Source organism: Dolichospermum flos-aquae CCAP 1403/13F (assembly GCF_012516395.1).
GTDB classification, from domain to species: Bacteria; Cyanobacteriota; Cyanobacteriia; order Cyanobacteriales; family Nostocaceae; genus Dolichospermum; species Dolichospermum lemmermannii.
Genome location: NZ_CP051206.1, coordinates 2,927,802 through 2,947,381 on the forward strand (window position 1 = coordinate 2,927,802; position 19,580 = coordinate 2,947,381).

9 protein-coding genes and 1 pseudogene are annotated in these 19,580 nt (G+C 42.1%); 3 read left to right on the forward strand and 7 right to left on the reverse strand.

Annotated elements, in window-relative coordinates:
- Positions 1-603: 603 nt before the first annotated feature.
- The gene (mutS, locus tag HGD76_RS14240; protein WP_168696183.1) at positions 604-3,204 is read left to right on the forward strand and encodes a DNA mismatch repair protein MutS; all 2,601 of its coding nucleotides are present in this window, start codon (positions 604-606) and stop codon (positions 3,202-3,204) included.
- A 72-nt stretch (positions 3,205-3,276) separates the two neighbouring features.
- Here mutS and HGD76_RS14245 read toward each other — a convergent pair whose 3' ends face one another.
- Positions 3,277-3,849 carry a hypothetical protein gene (locus HGD76_RS14245; RefSeq protein ID WP_168696184.1) on the reverse strand — a complete coding sequence of 191 codons (573 nt, stop codon included), beginning with the start codon at positions 3,847-3,849 and terminating at the stop codon, positions 3,277-3,279.
- A 330-nt stretch (positions 3,850-4,179) separates the two neighbouring features.
- Entirely contained in the window at positions 4,180-7,488 is a 3,309-nt protein-coding gene (locus HGD76_RS14250; protein WP_168696185.1) for a putative Ig domain-containing protein, read from the reverse strand.
- Positions 7,489-7,668: 180 nt separating this feature from the next.
- Here HGD76_RS14250 and HGD76_RS25880 point away from each other — a divergent pair, with 180 nt between their 5' ends.
- Both HGD76_RS25880 and HGD76_RS14255 read left to right on the forward strand, forming a co-directional pair.
- Complete coding sequence (locus tag HGD76_RS25880) at positions 7,669-7,794, forward strand: hypothetical protein (protein ID WP_267904239.1); 126 nt, start codon at positions 7,669-7,671, stop codon at positions 7,792-7,794.
- Between the two features lie 16 nt (positions 7,795-7,810).
- Positions 7,811-9,096: pseudogene (locus HGD76_RS14255) on the forward strand (RNA-guided endonuclease InsQ/TnpB family protein).
- Here HGD76_RS14255 and HGD76_RS14260 read toward each other — a convergent pair.
- The 5 genes from HGD76_RS14260 to HGD76_RS14280 all read right to left on the reverse strand — a co-directional run bounded on the left by HGD76_RS14260 (position 9,074) and on the right by HGD76_RS14280 (position 19,278).
- The gene (locus HGD76_RS14260) at positions 9,074-9,688 is read right to left on the reverse strand and encodes a hypothetical protein (protein WP_168696186.1); all 615 of its coding nucleotides are present in this window, start codon (positions 9,686-9,688) and stop codon (positions 9,074-9,076) included. The pseudogene HGD76_RS14255 and the gene HGD76_RS14260 sit on opposite strands and share 23 nt — an antisense overlap.
- 125 nt (positions 9,689-9,813) lie before the next feature.
- Positions 9,814-15,474: an ExeM/NucH family extracellular endonuclease gene (locus tag HGD76_RS14265; RefSeq protein ID WP_168696187.1), complete on the reverse strand. Its 5,661-nt coding sequence runs from the start codon at positions 15,472-15,474 to the stop codon at positions 9,814-9,816.
- 850 nt (positions 15,475-16,324) lie between these two features.
- Positions 16,325-17,929 carry a diguanylate cyclase domain-containing protein gene (locus HGD76_RS14270; RefSeq protein ID WP_233466883.1) on the reverse strand — a complete coding sequence of 535 codons (1,605 nt, stop codon included), beginning with the start codon at positions 17,927-17,929 and terminating at the stop codon, positions 16,325-16,327.
- Between the two features lie 28 nt (positions 17,930-17,957).
- Positions 17,958-18,791: a FecR family protein gene (locus HGD76_RS14275; protein WP_168696189.1), complete on the reverse strand. Its 834-nt coding sequence runs from the start codon at positions 18,789-18,791 to the stop codon at positions 17,958-17,960.
- A gap of 163 nt (positions 18,792-18,954) precedes the next feature.
- Positions 18,955-19,278, reverse strand: a complete 324-nt coding sequence (locus HGD76_RS14280) for a slr1957 family protein (protein ID WP_015083442.1) — start codon at positions 19,276-19,278, stop codon at positions 18,955-18,957.
- Between the last annotated feature and the right edge of the window lie 302 nt (positions 19,279-19,580).

The following is a 19,580-nucleotide window of genomic DNA, read 5'->3' on the forward strand; positions in this document are numbered from 1 at the left end:
GTTATGATCAGAAGGAATCACAATAATCTGTGCCAATAAATTCTCAGCATCTACCGTCAGTAACCCAGCCCTAAAGGGACTGGGCTTGCAAGAGTAATCAAGCAAGCCGTGCTGACCAGACCACCCTGAGTGACCTGCCCTGAGCGGTGTCGAAGGGAGTCGAAGGGTAGCCGTTATTTGAGCCACGACACCCCGGAATGCGTAGCCCCTTCGGGGTTCAGCAGTCGCTCATGGGGGAAACCCCCAAGACCGCGCTGCTTCACTAGTTCCCTCCTCTGTCATTTGCAATTAAACAGTTTTAAGGTCACTGAAACAGTGTTGCAAGTCTAAAAAGCTTTTATAACTGGTCGTTCGCGCAGCGTGCCGGAGGCATCTAGCTAACATTACCCCAGAAATGGGAGGCTCTTTGGAGCAAAACATTATGCGTACAGAGTTGGAAAATTTGAATCGGTAATTGTCCCGTTGAAAGTACATCACAAAAGTACCCCGAATTTTTCAACTCCAAGGCGGTAATGAAAAAATATTCAAAGCGGTTAAAACCGCCCGTGTCGCTTCCCTCTCAGGTCTAAAAACTCGCTCGTTTCCCACTTACCGCAAGGTCTTATGACGACTTCCACACCAGAACCCAATCAACCCAACAAATCACTTACTGATACAAATCTGGTAGAAGACCGCAGCAAGCTGAGTAAGATGTATCAGCATTATGTAGAAGTCAAGGATAAATATCCTCATGCGTTGCTGCTGTACAGAGTAGGCGATTTTTTTGAAACTTTTTTCCAAGACGCTGTAACCGTTTCTAGAGAATTAGAATTAGTCTTAACCAGTAAACACGGTGGGGAAGTCGGTCGCGTTGCCATGACAGGTGTACCTCATCACGCTTGGGAACGCTACACAACCCAACTGGTAGAAAAAGGTTATGCTGTGGTAATTTGCGACCAAGTAGAAGATTCGGCGGATGCCATTGGTTTGGTAAAGCGAGAAGTAACACGCATTCTTACACCAGGGACTTTGCTAGAAGAGGGAATGCTCAAAGCCAGTCGGAATAATTACATAGCGGCTGTGGTAATTGCTGTCAATCATTGGGGGTTAGCCTACGCAGATATCTCAACAGGGGAATTTCTCACATCTCAAGGTAGTGATTTAGAACACTTAACTCAAGAGTTAATGCGTTTACAACCTTCCGAAGTCCTGTTTCCCACTAACGCCCCCGATTTAGGTAGTTTACTGCGTCCAGGGGAAACTTCACCCTCTTTGCCCCAATGTCTACCACCTACATTTTGTTATAGTTTGCGATCGCAAGTCCCCTTTTCCCAAGCTGAGGCTAGAAGTAAATTATTGCAGAAATTCAAAGTGCGATCGCTCGAAGGTTTGGGTTGCGAACATCTCCCCCTGGCAGTTCGCGCCGCTGGTGGTCTTTTAGAATACATCGAAGACACACAAAAAGCCAATCCCGTCTCCCTGCAATTATTACGCACATATACATTAAATGATTATTTAATAGTAGATCATCAAACCCGCCGTAACCTAGAAATTACCCAAACCGTCCGCGACGGCACATTTCACGGTTCTCTATTATGGGCTTTAGATCGAACTAGCACCGCCATGGGCAGCCGGGCTTTAAGAAGATGGTTGTTACAACCGCTACTGGAGATTAAAGGGATTAAATCCCGCCAAGATACCATTCAAGAATTAGTAGAAAATACACCTTTACGCCAAGATCTACGCCATTTACTCAAGCAAATTTATGATTTAGAACGTTTAACAGTCAGAGCCGCTTCTGGTAGAGCAAATGCACGGGATTTAGTCGCCTTAGCTGATTCTTTCTCCCGTTTACCAGAATTATCTCGCTTGGTAGAAGATGCGAGATCACCTTTCTTAAAAGCTTTGCAAAAAGTCCCGCCCAGCCTCGAAGAACTAGCAGAAAAATTACACGCTCACATCGTAGAATCACCACCGACTCATCTAAAAGAAGGCGGTTTAATTCGGGCGGGAATCAATCCGCTTTTAGATGAAAGAAAGGCTACAGTCGAAAGTGATCAACAATGGATTGCCAACTTAGAAGTTGACGAAAGAACAAGAACGGGAATCCCCACTTTGAAGGTAGGATTTAATAAAACTTTTGGTTATTATATCAGTATTTCCCGCAGTAAATCTGACCAAGTTCCCGATAATTACATTCGTAAGCAAACTCTGACAAATGAGGAACGTTACATTACTCCTGATTTGAAGGAACGAGAAGCCCGAATTCTCACAGCGCGAGATGATTTAAATCAGTTGGAATATCAGATTTTTGACGCATTACGGGATGAAGTGGGTTCTCATGCCGAAATCATCCGTAGTATTGCCCGTGCCGTAGCTGCGTCAGATGTATTATGTGGTTTGGCGGAATTAGCCGTACATCAAGGTTATTGTCGTCCAGAAATGCTTACAGGACGCGAGATTAACGTGATTGATGGTCGTCACCCGGTGGTGGAACAGTCTTTACCTGCTGGATTTTTTGTCCCTAATTCGACTTGCTTAGGGGGGAAGGAAATGAACCACGAAGGAGCGAAGGAAGCGAAGGAAGAGGAAAAGAAGAATTTATCTTCCCCTGATTTAGTGATTTTAACCGGTCCAAATGCGAGTGGTAAGAGTTGTTATTTGCGTCAAGTTGGTTTAATTCAGTTAATGGCGCAGGTGGGTAGTTTTGTGCCGGCGCGGTCTGCTAAATTGGGAGTGTGCGATCGCATTTTTACCCGTGTTGGGGCTGTAGATGATTTAGCCACAGGTCAATCTACGTTTATGGTGGAAATGAATGAAACCGCCAATATTCTCAATCACGCAACTGCGAAATCTTTAGTTTTATTAGATGAAATTGGTCGCGGGACAGCAACTTTTGATGGTCTTTCAATTGCTTGGGCTGTAGCAGAATATTTAGCAGTTGAGATTAAATCTCGCACGATTTTTGCTACTCATTATCATGAGTTAAATGAATTGGCTACTATTATTTCTAATGTAGCAAATTATCAAGTTACAGTTAAAGAATTACCAGACCAAATCATCTTTTTACATCAAGTTCAACCCGGTGGTGCTGATAAATCCTATGGAATAGAAGCAGGAAGGTTAGCAGGTTTACCCACAGTGGTAATTCAAAGAGCAAAACAGGTAATGGGACAAATCGAAAAACACAGTAAAATAGCCATGGGATTGCGTGAGAATTTATAAATCTGCATCAAAAATCGAAAATTAGAGCTTTGTCAAGATTCCCCCCTTAAAAAAGGGGGTTTAAAGATATCTTTAGTTCACTTCTGGTTCTGCTTGTGAGATTGTTTTTGCTTTAACTTGCAGTCGGTTAAATATTTTACGGATAGCAAAGGGAACAACCAAGAAGCCTAAAGTAAAAGGTGAAGATTCAAAAGGTACAGCAGTAACAGTCCCGCCGAAATCAGTAATACTATTGTCACTGTTACTAAAAGTGATTCCACCAGGTGAGCTACTGAAATAATATCCAGTAGTAGTATCACCAATAGAAAATCCATCACTTGCATTAGGATCTCCAGACTGGAATACCGAGTTACTGGCAATATTGTAGTTAAAGTTAAAGGCTGGAGTAGTTGTTTGAAGATAATCCAAGTTGTAGGATGCCAGGGTGGCGCTGGAACTATCCTTAAAAGTGATATTCAAAGTTGTGAATTCACCAGGGCGAGCAAAGCCATCATTATTGGCATCATTGAAAGTAAAATCACCCGTAGCTGAGTAACTACTATCTTCACCAAGCCAATTAAAGGTTATCGCCTGGGCTGACAATGTTCCTTGCAGACAACCTAGAAAGGTGATTGTGCTGATGGCAAACTTAACAAATTGACGCATAGTATGGATTCCTTCAGAGTAATTACAGAGTATTGGCGGTAAATTTCCCAAAAAATGGTGAAAAAGCTATGTAGGTAAAGGGTTTAGCGTACTGTTGATTGGTGTTAAACCTGCCGAATGGTTAGGTTACAGACGGCTTATTTGTGGGCTTCCACACCTGCCTGGAACTTAAGTTCCAGGCTAATAGCCAAAGTTTACTAAAGTAAACTGGGAATTTTTAGTCATCTTTAGATGACTTTGACGATGAGACTGGGAATTAATTCCCAGTCTGGCTATAGGTTTTACCAGCTACTAAACCCTAACGGTGATTGGTCAGTAGTCAGCTTTTATCTAGAAGACAGTGGTGAAATCCGAACTGTTAAGAACACTGATATTGACGTTATTCAAAGTTGCTAGAAGTGAGCCATCACTGGTGAGTTTAATTTGAGCATTAGCAGCACTTTGAACAAAAGACACAGCACCAAAGCTGAAGCCCAACTTGTCAATCCCATCCTCGTAGTCGCGGATGGTATCAGCCCCGTTACCTGGTTCAAGGACAAAGATATCAGCACCTGCGTTACCCCAAAGGTTGTCATTACCAGCACCACCATAGAGCGTGTCATTTCCATTACCGCCATAAAGTAAGTCGTTGCCAGCACCACCATAAAGGAAGTCATTATTGTCTTCTCCATAGAGTCGGTCACTGCCTAAGCCACCGGAGAGCGTGTCATTACCAGCACCACCATAAAGGAAGTCATTACCAGTACCACCCCAAATGTTGTCATTACCAGCGTTGGCGTAAACTGTGACGACTCCTGTTCTCGCACTGGCATTAATAGTATCGTCACCAGAGCCTGTTGTATAGGTAGCTACTTCTGAACCTGCGGAGGCTGTAATTGTTTGCCCAGCATTACTGCTGCTCAAATCTTGGCTAACGGTGGCAGCAGCAACGTTAATTGAGAAATTGGTGGACACATTTCCCACACCGTCAGATGCTTGGACAGCGATCGCAAAAGTACCAGTACTGCTAGGAGTTCCGGTCAGGGTGCGAGTATTGGCATTAAAGGACAGCCACGCGGGAAGTCCAGATGTGCTGAAAGTGAGTGGTTTCCCTTCAGGATCACTAAAGATATTGGTTGGTAAGGTGTAGGTGAAGGCTTGACCGTTTTCCCCACGTTGGGAGGGAATTAAATTGCTGACGATGGGTGCTTCATTGACATCATTAATATTGATAGTCAAAGCCTTGTCGAAGGTCAGACCAATATTGTCGGTGGTTCTCACCCGGATGCTGTAACTGGATTTGGTCTCAAAATCTGGGGAGGCGTTAATTTGCAGTTGATTCCCACTAATGGTGAAGGAACTGTCATCGGTTGCACCTGTACCACTAACTAAGCTGTAGGTAAAGGTGTTACCTGTATCTGGGTCTGTGCTGGAGAACGTGCCAATCACTGAGTTGGCTGCAATATTCTCGTTGACGTTGGTAGCACTTAATGCCAGATTTGTGGGAGCTTCGTTGAGGTCATTAACGTTGATAGTCAAAGCCTTATCGAAGGTCAAACCACCATTGTCGCTAGTTCTCACCCGGATGCTGTAACTAGACTTAGCTTCAAAATTTGGGGAAGCATTAATCAGTAATTGATTCCCGTTAATAGTGAAAGCTGCATTGTCATTTGTGCCAGGAACAAAGCTATAGGTAAAAGTATCGCCGATAGTCGGGTCAGTCGTGCTAAAAGTCCCGACTACGCTATTGGCAGTGACATTTTCATTCGTGCTGGTCGCACTTAAAGTCACGTTGCTAGGAGGGTCATAACTTTGAATCGTTAGCACCGCATTGGGCTGCTTAGTTCCCACTAAACTGCCAGTGCTGGGATTTGCTAGGCTCAGGTTGACAGTTTCGTTGGGTTCTACATTCGTATCCCCAGCAACGGGAATCTGCACATCCTTGTAAGTTTCACCAGGAGCGAAGGTAACAGTAATTGGTGTATTGATGTAGTCCGCTTGATAAGCTTTGTAGGTGTCAGGATTGAAAAGTGCTTGCAATTGTCCACCGGCTGCCAGTTCCCCAGAAATGCCGTAATGGGCTTGGGTATCAAGTAAAAACCAACCAGGACCAAGGATATCTTGAGCATCAATAATCCCAGATGATTCCTCATTGTTGTTGAATGGTGCAGTTGCAGCAACCCCAATATCACCGAATCGATCCGGATCATGTTTAGCCAGCAGTTTTAATGTGTCAGTAGCGATGTCGTACTGCCAAATTTTGCCATTGTGAGCAGCACCCCCCACATCTTCTTGAAGGAGAATATGACCATATTTATCAACGGTCATGTTGTCGAACATATTGACTTTTACTCCATTGACTATATCTCCATCAATAAGTAGGTCAATTGTACCACCTGCATCAGGGTTGGTAATATCGGTGAAATTCAAGCGCCAGAGACGGGTACGCCCAACCTGAGTACCAGTGCCATCGCTTACTTCATCAATCCGGTCTGCGGTCACGAAAAAGTATTGACTAGGATTGAGGGGATTCCATGCGCCATCTTCAGGACGAAGGAAGGAGGTGGCAGTCGTGCTGCTAAGGGTGAAAGCAGTTCCGTTCGCGGGAGTGGCTGGTGCAACCGTAGCCCCACGAGACGTTGAGCCTTCAGTCATCATGCCAGCTACGTTCACAAATTTAAGCGTGCCATTGGTCAAACCAGCTTTATCAATCTCAGTCCCAGTATTTTGCTTAGTACCCACATAAACCGCAACAGATTGACGCATGAGTCCCGTACCACCATCGTTGTTGCCGATTACGATGGTTTTATCTTGGGCGAAGGGATTGGCCAGGGCATTTTCCCAACCACCAACACCGGTTAACCCTGAGCCATTGGTGGAGAGATTGAACTTGCCGAGGATGTATGTATTTCCCTTATTAGCACCAGTAGCGACTGTAGCTAGTGCATAACCAGTAGAACCGGCTTCTTCGCCATTCAGGAAAATCCGCGCTTGAGAACCAAGTCCAGTAGCGGCGTTATAGTAAGCCGTAGGCGCAGCGAGATCCGCAGAACAAAGTGCTGTAAAGGCAATTCCATTTAGGTTAGCTGCATTGTTAGGGGTGGTATTAGAACTTTGGGTAACAGCATTCCAGTTGTAAACATTTTGAATCAGATCGCTACCACTCACAACCGACAAATTGGACTTATTAATCACCCAACTAGAAACGAATGCACCTTTACCACCATGAGCGCGGGTAATGCCGCTAGTGCTGCCAATTTCTTGGTTCATCAATAAGGTGAATGTACCATCACCGTTGTCAAATGCTCCCAAACCATCGGGAACACCCACCATCTTATAGGGTGTACCGTCGGGTTTGTTGTTGACTGAATCTCCAACAGTGAGGATGGATTTCACACTAACACCCGATCCTGGTGTTGTGGGGATCATATAAGGGGTAGCAGAACTGCTGAGTCCTTTGCTTGTATCTACAGTGGGAGCAGCAGCACTACCTTTGGCTGTACCATCACTTAATAGCAGTTGTACCGTACTGATATTGCTAAGATCGCCTTGACGAGTAATTCTGACCGTTGCGCTGTTAGAGAAACCCGCCGTATTGCCTTCAGTGACGCTATAGCTGCCTGTACTAAAATCCACAGTTGTAACAGGATTAACTGGCATAAATAAAATTCCCTAAAATGTAAGTAGGTAAACAGAAAAGTTTAAAGGTATGTGACGAAATGTAAATTAAATGAATGCCTTGCAAATAGGTTGTTTTACGGTTTTCACAAAACTAAACATATATCGTTTTTATTATGTTTACAAGAAAGACTGGGAAGTTTGAAAGCCCCTGAGTAAGCATTGCGTAGCAATGCCTTAGGTGCTTTTAGACAGGGGATGAAAAGCGACTCAGGTGGTTTTAACCACCGTCAAGATTTTGCCAAGCGCAATACATTTAGCCATCTTCAACCAACTATAGTAGTATAAGACAGGAGGTGAAAGGATGCTAGTTTTTGAGTTTAAAGCTTACGGAAAGTCAGCGCAAATAACAGCAATAGATGACGCGATTCGGACTGCACAGTTCATTCGTAATAGCTGCATTCGGCTATGGATGGATGTTCAAGGTACAGGTAAAAACGACTTGCAGAAATATTGTGCTGTACTTGCGGCTAATTTCCCTTTTGCTAATGAACTCAATTCAATGGCTAGACAATCTTCTGCTGAACGAGCATGGGCTGCTATCACTCGGTTTTATAATAATTGCAAGAAAGGCATTCCTGGTTTAAAGGGATATCCTCAATTCCAAAAAGATTGTCGTTCTGTCGAATACAAAACATCAGGATGGAAGCTTGCTTTGAATCGTAAATCCATCACTTTCACTGATAAAAAAGGCATTGGGCGGTTAAAACTTAAAGGGACTCGTGACCTCCATTTCTACCAAATTAACCAAATAAAACGGGTAAGATTGGTAAAACGGGCTGATGGTTATTATTGTCAATTTTGTATTGATGTCAACCGTCAAGAAAATATAGAACCATCGGGAAATACAATTGGTTTAGATGTAGGTTTGAAAGAATACTACACTGATTCTCATGGGGTGATGGTGGAGAATCCGAAATTTCTCCGTGCAGGGGAAAAGGTTCTTAAACGTTCACAACGCCGTGTTTCCAGAAAGGTCAAAGGCTCAAAAAATCGGGGCAAAGCTAGACAGATTTTAGGAAAACGCCACCTCAAAATAAGTAGGCAACGTAAAGACCATGCTGTAAAATTAGCACGGTGCGTAGTTCAGTCTAACGACTTGATAGCCTATGAAGATTTGAGAATTAAAAATCTGGTGAAAAATCATTGTTTAGCTAAGTCTATCAACGACGCATCTTGGTATCAGTTTCGTGTCTGGCTTGAATATTTTGGCAAAGTATTTAAGAGAGTCACGGTGGCAGTAAATCCACAATATACAAGCCTTGAATGCTCTAGCTGTGGTGAAGTTGTGAAGAAAACTCTATCTACTAGGACACACGTTTGTCAGTGTGGGTGTGTGATGGATAGAGATGAGAATGCAGCTAGAAATATCCTTAGTCGAGGATTGAGTATGGTTACTGAGCCTGTCGAAGTACCGTAGGGCATACGGGAACTTTCATGCTAGACACTTCGACTAAGTGTTACAGTGAGCCTGTCGAACTGCTCAGTGCAAGCATGAGCAACGCTTTAGGAGATGAGTCCTCTACTCAGGCTGGAGAGATCCTGTCTGAGCAAGTCATGTCTTTGATTAAAGAATCCCCGCGTCTTTAGACCGGGGAGTGTCAAGCCTTTGCCGTTGCCGATAAAAACCCATTAAGCCTAAAATTGGTAATACTGTTAATGGGGCTACAGGCGAAGATTCAAAGGGTACGGGAGTTGCATTTAAACTACCAGTAACGCCGCTATCATTATTGAACTGACCAGTGAAATCTGTAAAAGTAATACCATTGGTTGATGTGGATTCTAGAAGATACCCAGAGTCAAGACCAATAGAAAAACCTGTACTAGTGAGCGGATCGCCAAATTGTAGTACCTTTCCGCTATTGGTGTCGTAAATGAAATTAAAATTCGGAGAAGAGGTAGGGCTATTGAGATCCGACAAATTGTAGGTTACTGGTGGGTTATTTCCATAATCAGTAAAGGTAACATTAAAAGCTGTGATACTATTAATACCATTCACCGTTCCAATCAGTCCATCATTATTTGCAGTTCCCTCAAATGTTCCCGTTAATTTGGTTCCAGAATTACCAGTCCAACTAAGGTTAAAACTTATGGCATAAGCCGATGGTACAAGACCAAAAGTCATGACCATGGTAAATAATGAAAATTGAACCAAATGACGAACTGTATTTTGTAATTTCATGATTGCGATCTCCTCAGATAACTAACTAATATTGAATTGCCTAATGAATTTGATTAAAACGCCTTCAATTCATCTAATACAATGATTTCAGGCGTTTTTAATCTTCAATTTGTTATTCTTGTCTGTTAAAAGCCACTATGAAAATTGGCAGCAGTAAGCTGACCGGGGGTTACATTCAGCAATCGCATCAACTCCACCCCATCAGGACCAAATACCTTCGTATTAGTTGTTCCTAAGGCAGAAACTGTAACATCAGTGGTTGAGTTACCCGTACCGAAAGTGAGCGTTCCAGACAGTCCCAAGTAATCATTTACAGGCGTAAAGTCATTGGCAATGTCAAATCCCTTACCTTGTTCTAGGACAAAGGTATCTCTACCCAGTCCTCCGTAAAGATTGTCGTTGCCAAGTCCACCATAGAGAATGTCATCACCCGCACCACCATAGATGCGATCGTTACCCGCACCACCATAGATAGTGTCGTTGCCATCGCCTCCTTGTATATAGTCAGCAGCAGAACCACCATAAATTGTGTCAGCACCTGCGCTACCGACAATATTAGTTGGAGTCGTGCTAGTGCTGAAGTCTATTACACCAGTTAAGCCCGTGCTGATCTTTGTTCCCGTTCTGACGACAACATCAAAGTTGGTACTGGTTGTATGTCCGTAACCATCATTGACAGAAACGCCTATCGTATTTGTACCCAATGTATTTGCTGTTCCTGTAAATGTTTTGGTAGTGGGGCTAAAAGTCAACCAACTGGGCAGTCCAGACGCGCTGTAAGTGAGAGCATCTCCTTCTGGATCTGAGAAGACATTATTGGGAATGGTGTAGTTAAAGACACTGGTGTTATCTACTGTCTGTAAGGGAATCGGTGTATTGATAACTGGCGCTTCGTTGAGGTCATTAACGTTGATAGTCAAAGCCTTATCGAAGGTCAGTCCACCATTGTCGGTGGTTCTCACCCGGATGTTGTAAATGGATTTGGTCTCAAAATTTGGGGAAGCCTTGATTTGCAGTTGATTCTGGCTAATAGTGAAAGCTGCATTGTCATTAGTGCCAGGAACAAAGCTATAGGTGAAAGTATCGCCGATAGTCGGGTCAGTAGTGCTAAAAGTCCCGACTAGGCTATTGGCAGTGACATTTTCATTCGTGCTGGTCGCACTTAAAGTCACGTTGCTAGGGGCGCTATTAAGATTTAGTCCTACCAATACTGGATCATGATCAGAAGCACGGAATTGGTCAGCATTGTATAAACTGATGATTTGCCCTGCTGACTTAAACTCAGTATTGTAATCTAAAACCGTAGGTTCATCGGCATTAATGTGCCATTTTTCTGCTCCTGTAACTTGGGTGGCTAAACTGTTGTTACCTAAAGCATGATCAAGCGCACCTACTTGTCCATCAAAAACGTAGGAATAAGAGGTATTGGATAACAGGTTGCCATATCCAGCGCTGGCTAAGGTTGTAATGGGGTCTTCTTGGGCATAGGCGTTGAAGTCTCCCAACAGTAAATAATCAGCGTCATTGGTGCCTGTGGGTTTTGTGGCTAACCATTGTGCTAAATCCTGTGCTTGACGGGTGCGAGTGCCATTAGATAAACCTTGACCATCTCCAGCGTCAGCATCACCAACACCACCAGAACTAGAACCTTTAGATTTGAAGTGATTGACAACGGCGGTAAATAGTTCACCAGTGGAGATTTGTTGGAATGTTTGCGCTAGGGGTTTACGTCCAACTACGTCAAATGCACCAGTACCGTAATTATCGGGCATAGTTGCCGCAGCACCAACTGGGGTAACTTTGCTAGACTTGTAAATTAATCCTACAGCGATCGCATCACTTCCCAAACTAGCGTCAGGATTAATAAAGGCATAAGTACCAGCGCCAGCAATCGCATTTAATCCATTAATTAAATCCTGAATTGCACTGGTAGAACCATAACCATCATTTTCTATCTCCATTAATCCCATCACATCAGCGCCGGAATTAATAATGGCTTGGATAATTTTGTCGCGCTGACGATTAAACTCAGTTACATTGTTAGCACCTCTAGGAGTCGGGAAACCTCCACCAGTCCCATTACCATTGAAATAGTTGAGAACGTTAAAACTAGCTACTTTGAGCGTACCACCCACTGCGGGAGGAGTATTTGGGCGGGCATTGCTGGGAGTAAAGTTAACACCTGTAGAGGTTTGGATACGATACCCTTCAAAACGCTCATCTAAAATTCCCGTAATATTAGCAACAGTATCACCACTGCGGAGGGTATTAGCAGCACTGAGAGGATTACCACCACGACCGAAAATGGTGGGGTCTAAGTTTTGAGTCCCGCTACCGTCATCTAAGTAGATTTTGCGTTTGGCAATATCAGCTTGATATGCTGCGTACCCACTCACACTAGCCGCATTAAATTGAGTATATTGGTCAAGTCGGGCATCTGTTCCCGCTTGGTTACTAGACCCATCAGCCGCCAAAACTACTTGACCAAAACGTCCTAATTGGTAATTTTCGGTAACGGTGAGGTTGCCACTGCCAGCACTAATATTAACTAACATCCCTTCATAGCGTTCTAAATCACTAACGCTAGTAACGGGTAACTGAATATTAACTGCTGTGGGTAATATGCTTGCTCCCAAATTCGCAACAGTTCCCGAAGTGATATCCAGTTGAGTTAAACTGCTGATATTGCCATTGCTGGTGCTAGTAAATTCCTTAACAGTTCCAGTGATGCGAACTTTATCGCCGACGTTACCTGTAAATTTCCCTGATGGGTCATAAACAAAGATTGCTTCTGATGTAGCAGAGTTACCATCACCATCAGCATCTTCTTCTTGAACGTAGAAGCCGTTGAGTTTGGTAGCACCTAGAAAAGCACGAGTAACAATACCTTCAATGGTTTGTGTTCCACCAAAAGCAGAGTTAAAAGTTGAGCCGGTTCCTTGAATATCACTGACATAAGTCGGTGGCTTGATTTCAAATACTGCAACGGTCTTACTAACTTCGTTAGCGGTAACTAACAGAGGTTTACCTGTGGGACTATCTGCGGCAGAAATAAAGGTTAATCCTTCAATGGCAACATCTTCGGGTGTGTTGATATACTGGATAAATTTGGGCTGGTTAGGATTGCTGACATCATAAACAATGACATCTCCTGTCCGTTCTAAACCAATAAAGGCATAAGTCCGACCGTTGATAACTCCAACTACAACACCTTCTGGTTCGGGTCCTTTGTTGTCGCTGCGGCTGTCGAAGCTGGCGGTTGTACCATCGGAGTTAAATAGGGTTGGGACTTTTGTAGCTGTGATTTGTTCCAGTTGCTCGCCACTATCAAATACTTGAGTCCCGTTACTATTCCAAATAGAGAAGGAACGCGCCCCAAAGGATTCAATCCGATCCATATCTCCGTCTCCGTTGGTGTCTCCTGTGGCGTTGGTTAGTTGTAAACGTCCCAAGTTAGCGTTTAGTTTCAGGGTTGCTGCATTGGGGAAAACTGTTGGATCTAAAACATATCCGGCTGCACCAACGCGAATTTCTTCATTAAATCCTGTATAGGCACGGGAATCACCTTCGTTGGCAGTGATGTAGTAGGCTTGACCATTAATGCTAAAACTAGCGATCGCATCTGGTTGATATAATCCAAATACAGGCCAGTTTTGAATATTAATCCCACCATCTTGATCACTAGCATCTATGCCATTACCGGGAAGACTATAATCTTTTACACCCAAGGGGATAATTTGGGTAATTGTAGCAGTGGCAATATCCAGAATAGCGATCGCATTGTTTTCTTGCAATGTAATCCGCGCTGTTAAACCATCGGGTGCTACAGCAATGTATTCTGGTTCTAAATCCTGGGCAACTGTCGAACCGGGTCCGGTAATTCTCACACCAGATGCTTTTAAGGATGCAATCTGACTATTAAAACTGGTAAAAGTGGCAGTTTGTACTGTAGCACTGGCAACACCACCAGCAATATTGATAATACTAACAGAACCTTCTGGATCAACTGAATTAGCTTGTCCGTAGCTGTTGGGTTCTCCCTCATTGGCCACTAATACCTTTGTGCCATCAGGGGTAAAGGTGAGCATATCTGGCAATGCACCCACATCTACTGCATTGATAAAGCTACCATTGCCGGCATTAAAAAAGGCGACTTTCCCTGTTTGTTGGGCAAGGGTTGTAGTGTTCTGCACTGCATAAGCTACAGCAACCACACCATTTTTCACCGCCACACTGTTGGGAATTAATGCCGTACCCGCAGGAGGTGTGATTGTGGGTGTCAAACTACCAGCTAAAGCCAGAGTGCCAGTATTGCTGACGGTATAAAATTCAATGATATTACCAGCAACGACGAATAGGCGATCGCTAACTGGGTCAAAAGCCGATATTTCCGCCCCATTAACACTGGTAGCGCCACCGACTTTGGTTAAAACGCTGGTGTCATTGTTGGTAATAGTAATATTTTGGGAAGTTGTCACCCCCAAAGAGATGCCCGCAGATGGTGTACTAATTGTTAAAGTTGCGGTTTCTGTTCCTTCAACTACGGCATCATCAGCCACAATAAAGGAGACAGAACCGGAAGTTTGTCCACTGGCAATAGTAATTGTAGGTTTGCTGAGGTAATAATCGCTGGCTGTAATCCCAGTTCCTGATACACCTAAGTTAACAGTTTGATTACCGGAAACCGCACTAGAAGCGGTAGCGGTAACAGTGATAATTATTGTTCCTGCTTCTGTACTAGCATTGGAACTGACAGATAAGTTAACTGTAGGTGTTGCCGGGACATCATTATCAGTGATGGTGATGTTTTGTGAAGTGGTGCTGCCTAATATCAAACCACTTGAAGGGCTACTGATGGTTAATGTTGCAGTTTCTGTCCCTTCTACTAAAACATCATCAACAACAGTAAAAGTGACAGAACCTGTGGTTTGTCCATTGAGGATAGTAATAATGTTATTGGTGAGGGTATAATCACCGGACGTGATACCTGTTCCGGTTACACCTAAGTTAACTGTTTGATTACCAGAAACGGCACTAGAGGCTGTAGCGGTGACTGTAATTACAGTTGTACCTGTTTCTGAACCAGTGTTGGAACTTATAGACAAGTTAACTGTAGGTGTTGTAGGAACAGACGTAGACGCAGAAAAACTAACATTATCAATTGCTAGTCCATCATCATTCCCCGCATCGTTAGAATCTGACCAACGCAGCCACAGAGTCTGTCCAGGTTGCCAAGAAATGCCTGTAATAGTAGAACTGAGGGAGGTTTGATTAGCTGCTGAGTTACCATCTAGGGATACATCAGGAGTAATAGTTTGATTTCCTCCAGGACCAACTAAGTTTAAAGCAGTGACAGAAGTAAATGTTCCATTATTAATAGCAGTGTTACCAATGCCATAGGAAAAGGCTGTAATATTTTGAACCGCACTACTATTTCTACCGTCTCTCCACCACTCACCTATATAGCTGAGGGTAAATCGAGTTAATATATTGCCTGTATTATTGACTAGCTCCAATCCAAAGATAGATGTTAAAGAACCAGAAGCAAATGAGCCTAACGCTCTTTCATTAGATCCTGTAGCTCCAAATAGAATCGTGTCACCTGTGGTAACTGCTCCTGTATGTACTCGAAGGAAAGTATTAGCATTTGTATCTGATTCAATAAATGTCCAACCAGTGGGCAATGTAGTAGCAGCAACAGTAGCTATATTATTCGCAGGCACAGTCGTAAAGAGATTATCAAAATTCTGAGAGTAAGTACCACCCTGATATGAAGCTGCTGGCATTTTTAGTTTCTCCTTAAAAAATTAGTTAGCTGGTAAATGAAAGCTATTTCAGAGGGAACAGGGAACAGGCAACTTTCTAACAGGAAAAACTCATGTTTAAAAACATGAGATTGAAATAATGACACTGTTTTTTTCGGGCTACGCATCTTTTAAAAACATCTTTTTTTTGACAGAGGCTCTAAACTGGTGCAAATGAGTGTTTCTTATCTGTTCCCTGCGATGCACTGAGCTTGTCGATAGCGAAGCGTGGCGTAAGCCATAGTGTTCCCTTTTCCCTTCTTTTCTAAATGTTTTTGATTAGCGATCGCTATATTCAGCAGAAGATGGTATTATGTTGTTGTAGACAGCAAAAGATAAACTACAAAAATGAGATTTGTAGTTAGGGTGATAGCGAAGCGCTGCTGCAAGCAGTTCGCTTGGGATTTATCGAGATTAATTTTCAGCAATTGCTAAAAAACAACCGTATTACTACTTGTTTGTCGTAAATTTTTCTGTCAATAATTAGATTATCCCAGTAAGATTAAGAAGTAATTAGGAGAAAATTAAATAACAGTTAATATTAATGCCGTATTTATACTAATAAAATCTGAATTTGTCATTATTCAATAAATATCAAATATTCCCCTATCATCGGCTGATCTGTGTAAGTAGGTGAACACAATAAAACCAAACTGTGTAAAGAAACGTAAAATCGCTGAAAACTTCTTTACTCTTGCCTCTTGCCTCTTGCCTCTTGCCTCTTGCCTCTTGCCTCTTGCCTCTTGCCTCTTGCCTTGCCATAACGACAATTTTCAACGCCAACCTAGTTAATTGATTGATTGATAATTCACCAGCAATATCAAAATTACTATTAATTTATACCCAATTCTTTAGAAGTAATCATACAAAAGCGATCGCGTCCTTCTTTTTTAGCACGATAAAGTGCGTCGTCTGCTGTTTTAATGAAGAATGCAGCCGGAATATCAGCAGTAGGAATTAAAGTAGCAATTCCTAAACTGACCGTAACATATTCACTTACCTCAGAAGCTGAATGCAAAATTGCCAATATTTTCACTTGATCACGGATTTTTTCGGCTACAACTATTGCACCTTCTGCATTTGTATTTGGTAAAATTACTACAAATTCTTCTCCTCCATATCGCGCTACTAAATCACTAGGTCTTTTAATAGCTTGACTCATGGCAAAAGCCACTTTTTGTAAACAACTATCTCCCGCTTGATGTCCGTAAGTATCGTTATATCGTTTAAAAAAATCTACATCACACAAAATCAGGGAGAGTGCAGATTTGTCCCTGGCCATGCGTCCCCACTCTTGCTGCAAATATTCATCAAATCGGTGACGATTAGGAATTTGCGTGAGGCTGTCGTAATTAGCCAGACGGTAGAGAGTTTGATTTTCGGCTTTAAGGTTCAGATCATCTTGCCAAATTACAATTCCAGTTGTCATTCCTAATAAAGTTATTGGTGCAGCCACAGGTAGCCAATAATTGATTTTTAGCATGAGCAAACTGAAAATTTCCCAGAGTACACATAGCCCTATACAGAATCCTAATTTTTTCCTAGAATGCCAACGAACAATTACTAAACCCCAGACTGGACCTGCTAATAGTAATAATATTATCCATGCCCCAGAAGGAAAAAGATCGAGAAAATTATTTTGAAATACATTATTAATAAAAGTTGCTTGTAAGTAAACTCCGCCCGTGGGTGGATCATAATTAAAGGGCGTGACTAAAACATCAATACCAGGAGCAGTAACTCCTACTAAAACAATTTTATTTTTAAATAAATCGGCTGATACTTTCCCCTGCACTACATCACTAAAGGAATAGTGAGGCATTTGCTGAACCTGACTAGGCCAGTTAATCCATAATGGCTGCTCTAAATTAGGCAAAGGGGGTATTTCCATAAAAGTTCCATAAGCCCGGATAGCCGCAATTCCTAATAAAGAAATACCATTTTTTAGTGGCTGTACATTACGGATTATACCATCTCCATCTTTCTGACTGAATATATGTCCTGTAGTTATTGCGGCCTGTTCTAGTTCAGGGACAGGAAACCAAGGTTTTCCTTGAGTATCCCAAGCCTCTGCCAATACCACTTTACCATGTTGTTTCATAGCCTTTGCCAGAGCCGTATCATCGGGGCTAGACTCAGAAAAAATAATATCGAAGACAACTACATTTGGCTGGGCTGTATCGAGTACATTTAATAGCTCTATATATCTTCTCCGTGTCCAGGGAAATTGTTTAAACACTGCCAAACTTTTGTCATCTATTGTCACTACTACTATCTGCTGATTCCAGTCAATATTTCCCCGTAGTCGGAATAGGGTGTTATATGTTATCCATTCTAAAGGTTGGAAAATTCCCAGTAACAGGAAACAAATAACTATCAACATGGCTATAAAACCAGGAAACAATTTCCCAAATAACCGCTGGATTTCTGTGAACATGATCATACATTTTCAGTTCTTCCTGTTATTAAGGAACAGCTAATTCATACTTTTGCTTTTTTCCTAAAGGTGTTGTGATACTAACTGCAATTTTTCGATTATTAGGAAGGGCTGTTATCACCTCAAACTCTCCATTCTGATTGGTTATTAATGGCTCATTCGCTAAAATAACTAAATTCACAGGATCTACTTTACCTGCAATTTTTGCCTGTTGATTGCCCATATCTGCCAGGATTTTTATTTGCAAAATAGTATCATCTCGTAAACGCACTGGAGGTGAAGGTGGTTTTCCTGGAATTATCAAGCTTTGAAAACCTTTATTTACAGATACAGTTTTACCTTGAGCAGATGTTACCACCTGGCCTTTTAAAGTTGCTACCCCTGTTTTCCCACTAGGTTGGACAATAACACCAAATTCTGTACCTCTGACTCCTGTAATCCCTGCTGGAGTTTTAATTTCTAGTCTAGATTCTCGATTGTTTAAAGGACGTACTTTTAAACGCACCTGTCCACCAGTTACTAGCAACTCTGTGACTTTTCCATTATTACTAGTGCTGTGCAGTTTTTGAATTTGCAGTTTTGTATTTTCTGCCACTTCCACAAAAGCAATTTCTGTATCTAATGCTAACATCGTCCGAGAATTCTTTCCTGTACTAATGCTATCACCAACCTTTTGCAACTTTGTGCCGACATTGGCAGGTTGGGAAGTTTGTTGATTTCCATAAATAACATTACCAAAAATGCTACGTACTTCTAAATAGCGGTTAACTCTTAAATGTAAATTATTTTTGGCTAATGCTTGCTGAAAGGTTAATAGGAAGATGAAAAATAAACTTAATAATAGCCAAGGTTTTTTAATCACTGAATTTTTTGGAAATTAGATTACCCCTGGATCTAATTTTAGGCGATCGCTTCTCTTGTGGCAAGTAAGCTGTCACGCATCTAGTTTTTGAACATGATCTAGGCTATAGGCGGGTTTCTGCCTCCAAATTATACAATTTAAGTGCGCGACAGCTTTTAAAAATCTAGACATCCTCTGGTTCAAATTGTGCCACAGTTACAGCATTAAATGCAAAAGATAAAACTAAGGGAATCGGACATTTAAACCAAAAAGTGTAAATCACTGCTAGGATAGTGGTAGAGATGGCAGCACAAGCCCAATACATTTCCTGATTAGTTAAACCATTTTTCTCTTTAATTACTCTTAACACATTCATTGGGATTGGTTCTGGCATGACTCCACCAGGAGGAAACGCCCAATAGTTACCACGTCTCTCAACAAATAAATCTGTCCAGCCATTTTCTAAGCACCATGCTTCAATCCATTGAATAGAGTAATGATTTATCATATAAATACCAATTTCCTTTGTTAATGTGTGCAGTTTGTCAATTTTAATAACTTAAAGATCTTAGTCAGATATAGCAGCAGTCAGCAGTAAAAATCTTTTGTTATCTAGCTTTTTTAGGAAATTTTTTCCCTTATTCAAGTACATATCGCTATAACTTTTAGTTCATTGTTTTAAAGGTTTATCAAATTATTTTATACATATTAACAATCCTGTTTCCACAGCCATCACCATAACTAACAGATTATCAGTTGTCCTGACTACTAGACTTTAAAAGATAACAAACTTTACTTGTAATCAAACTT

Coding starts and splice junctions, on each gene's coding strand:
- HGD76_RS14250 (WP_168696185.1), bottom strand. CDS start 7,488: ATGCCAGTTAATCCTGTTACAACTGTGGATTTTAGTACAGGCAGCTAT.
- mutS (WP_168696183.1), top strand. CDS start 604: ATGACGACTTCCACACCAGAACCCAATCAACCCAACAAATCACTTACT.
- HGD76_RS14245 (WP_168696184.1), bottom strand. CDS start 3,849: ATGCGTCAATTTGTTAAGTTTGCCATCAGCACAATCACCTTTCTAGGT.
- HGD76_RS14260 (WP_168696186.1), bottom strand. CDS start 9,688: ATGAAATTACAAAATACAGTTCGTCATTTGGTTCAATTTTCATTATTT.
- HGD76_RS14280 (WP_015083442.1), bottom strand. CDS start 19,278: ATGATAAATCATTACTCTATTCAATGGATTGAAGCATGGTGCTTAGAA.
- HGD76_RS14270 (WP_233466883.1), bottom strand. CDS start 17,929: ATGTTCACAGAAATCCAGCGGTTATTTGGGAAATTGTTTCCTGGTTTT.
- HGD76_RS14265 (WP_168696187.1), bottom strand. CDS start 15,474: ATGCCAGCAGCTTCATATCAGGGTGGTACTTACTCTCAGAATTTTGAT.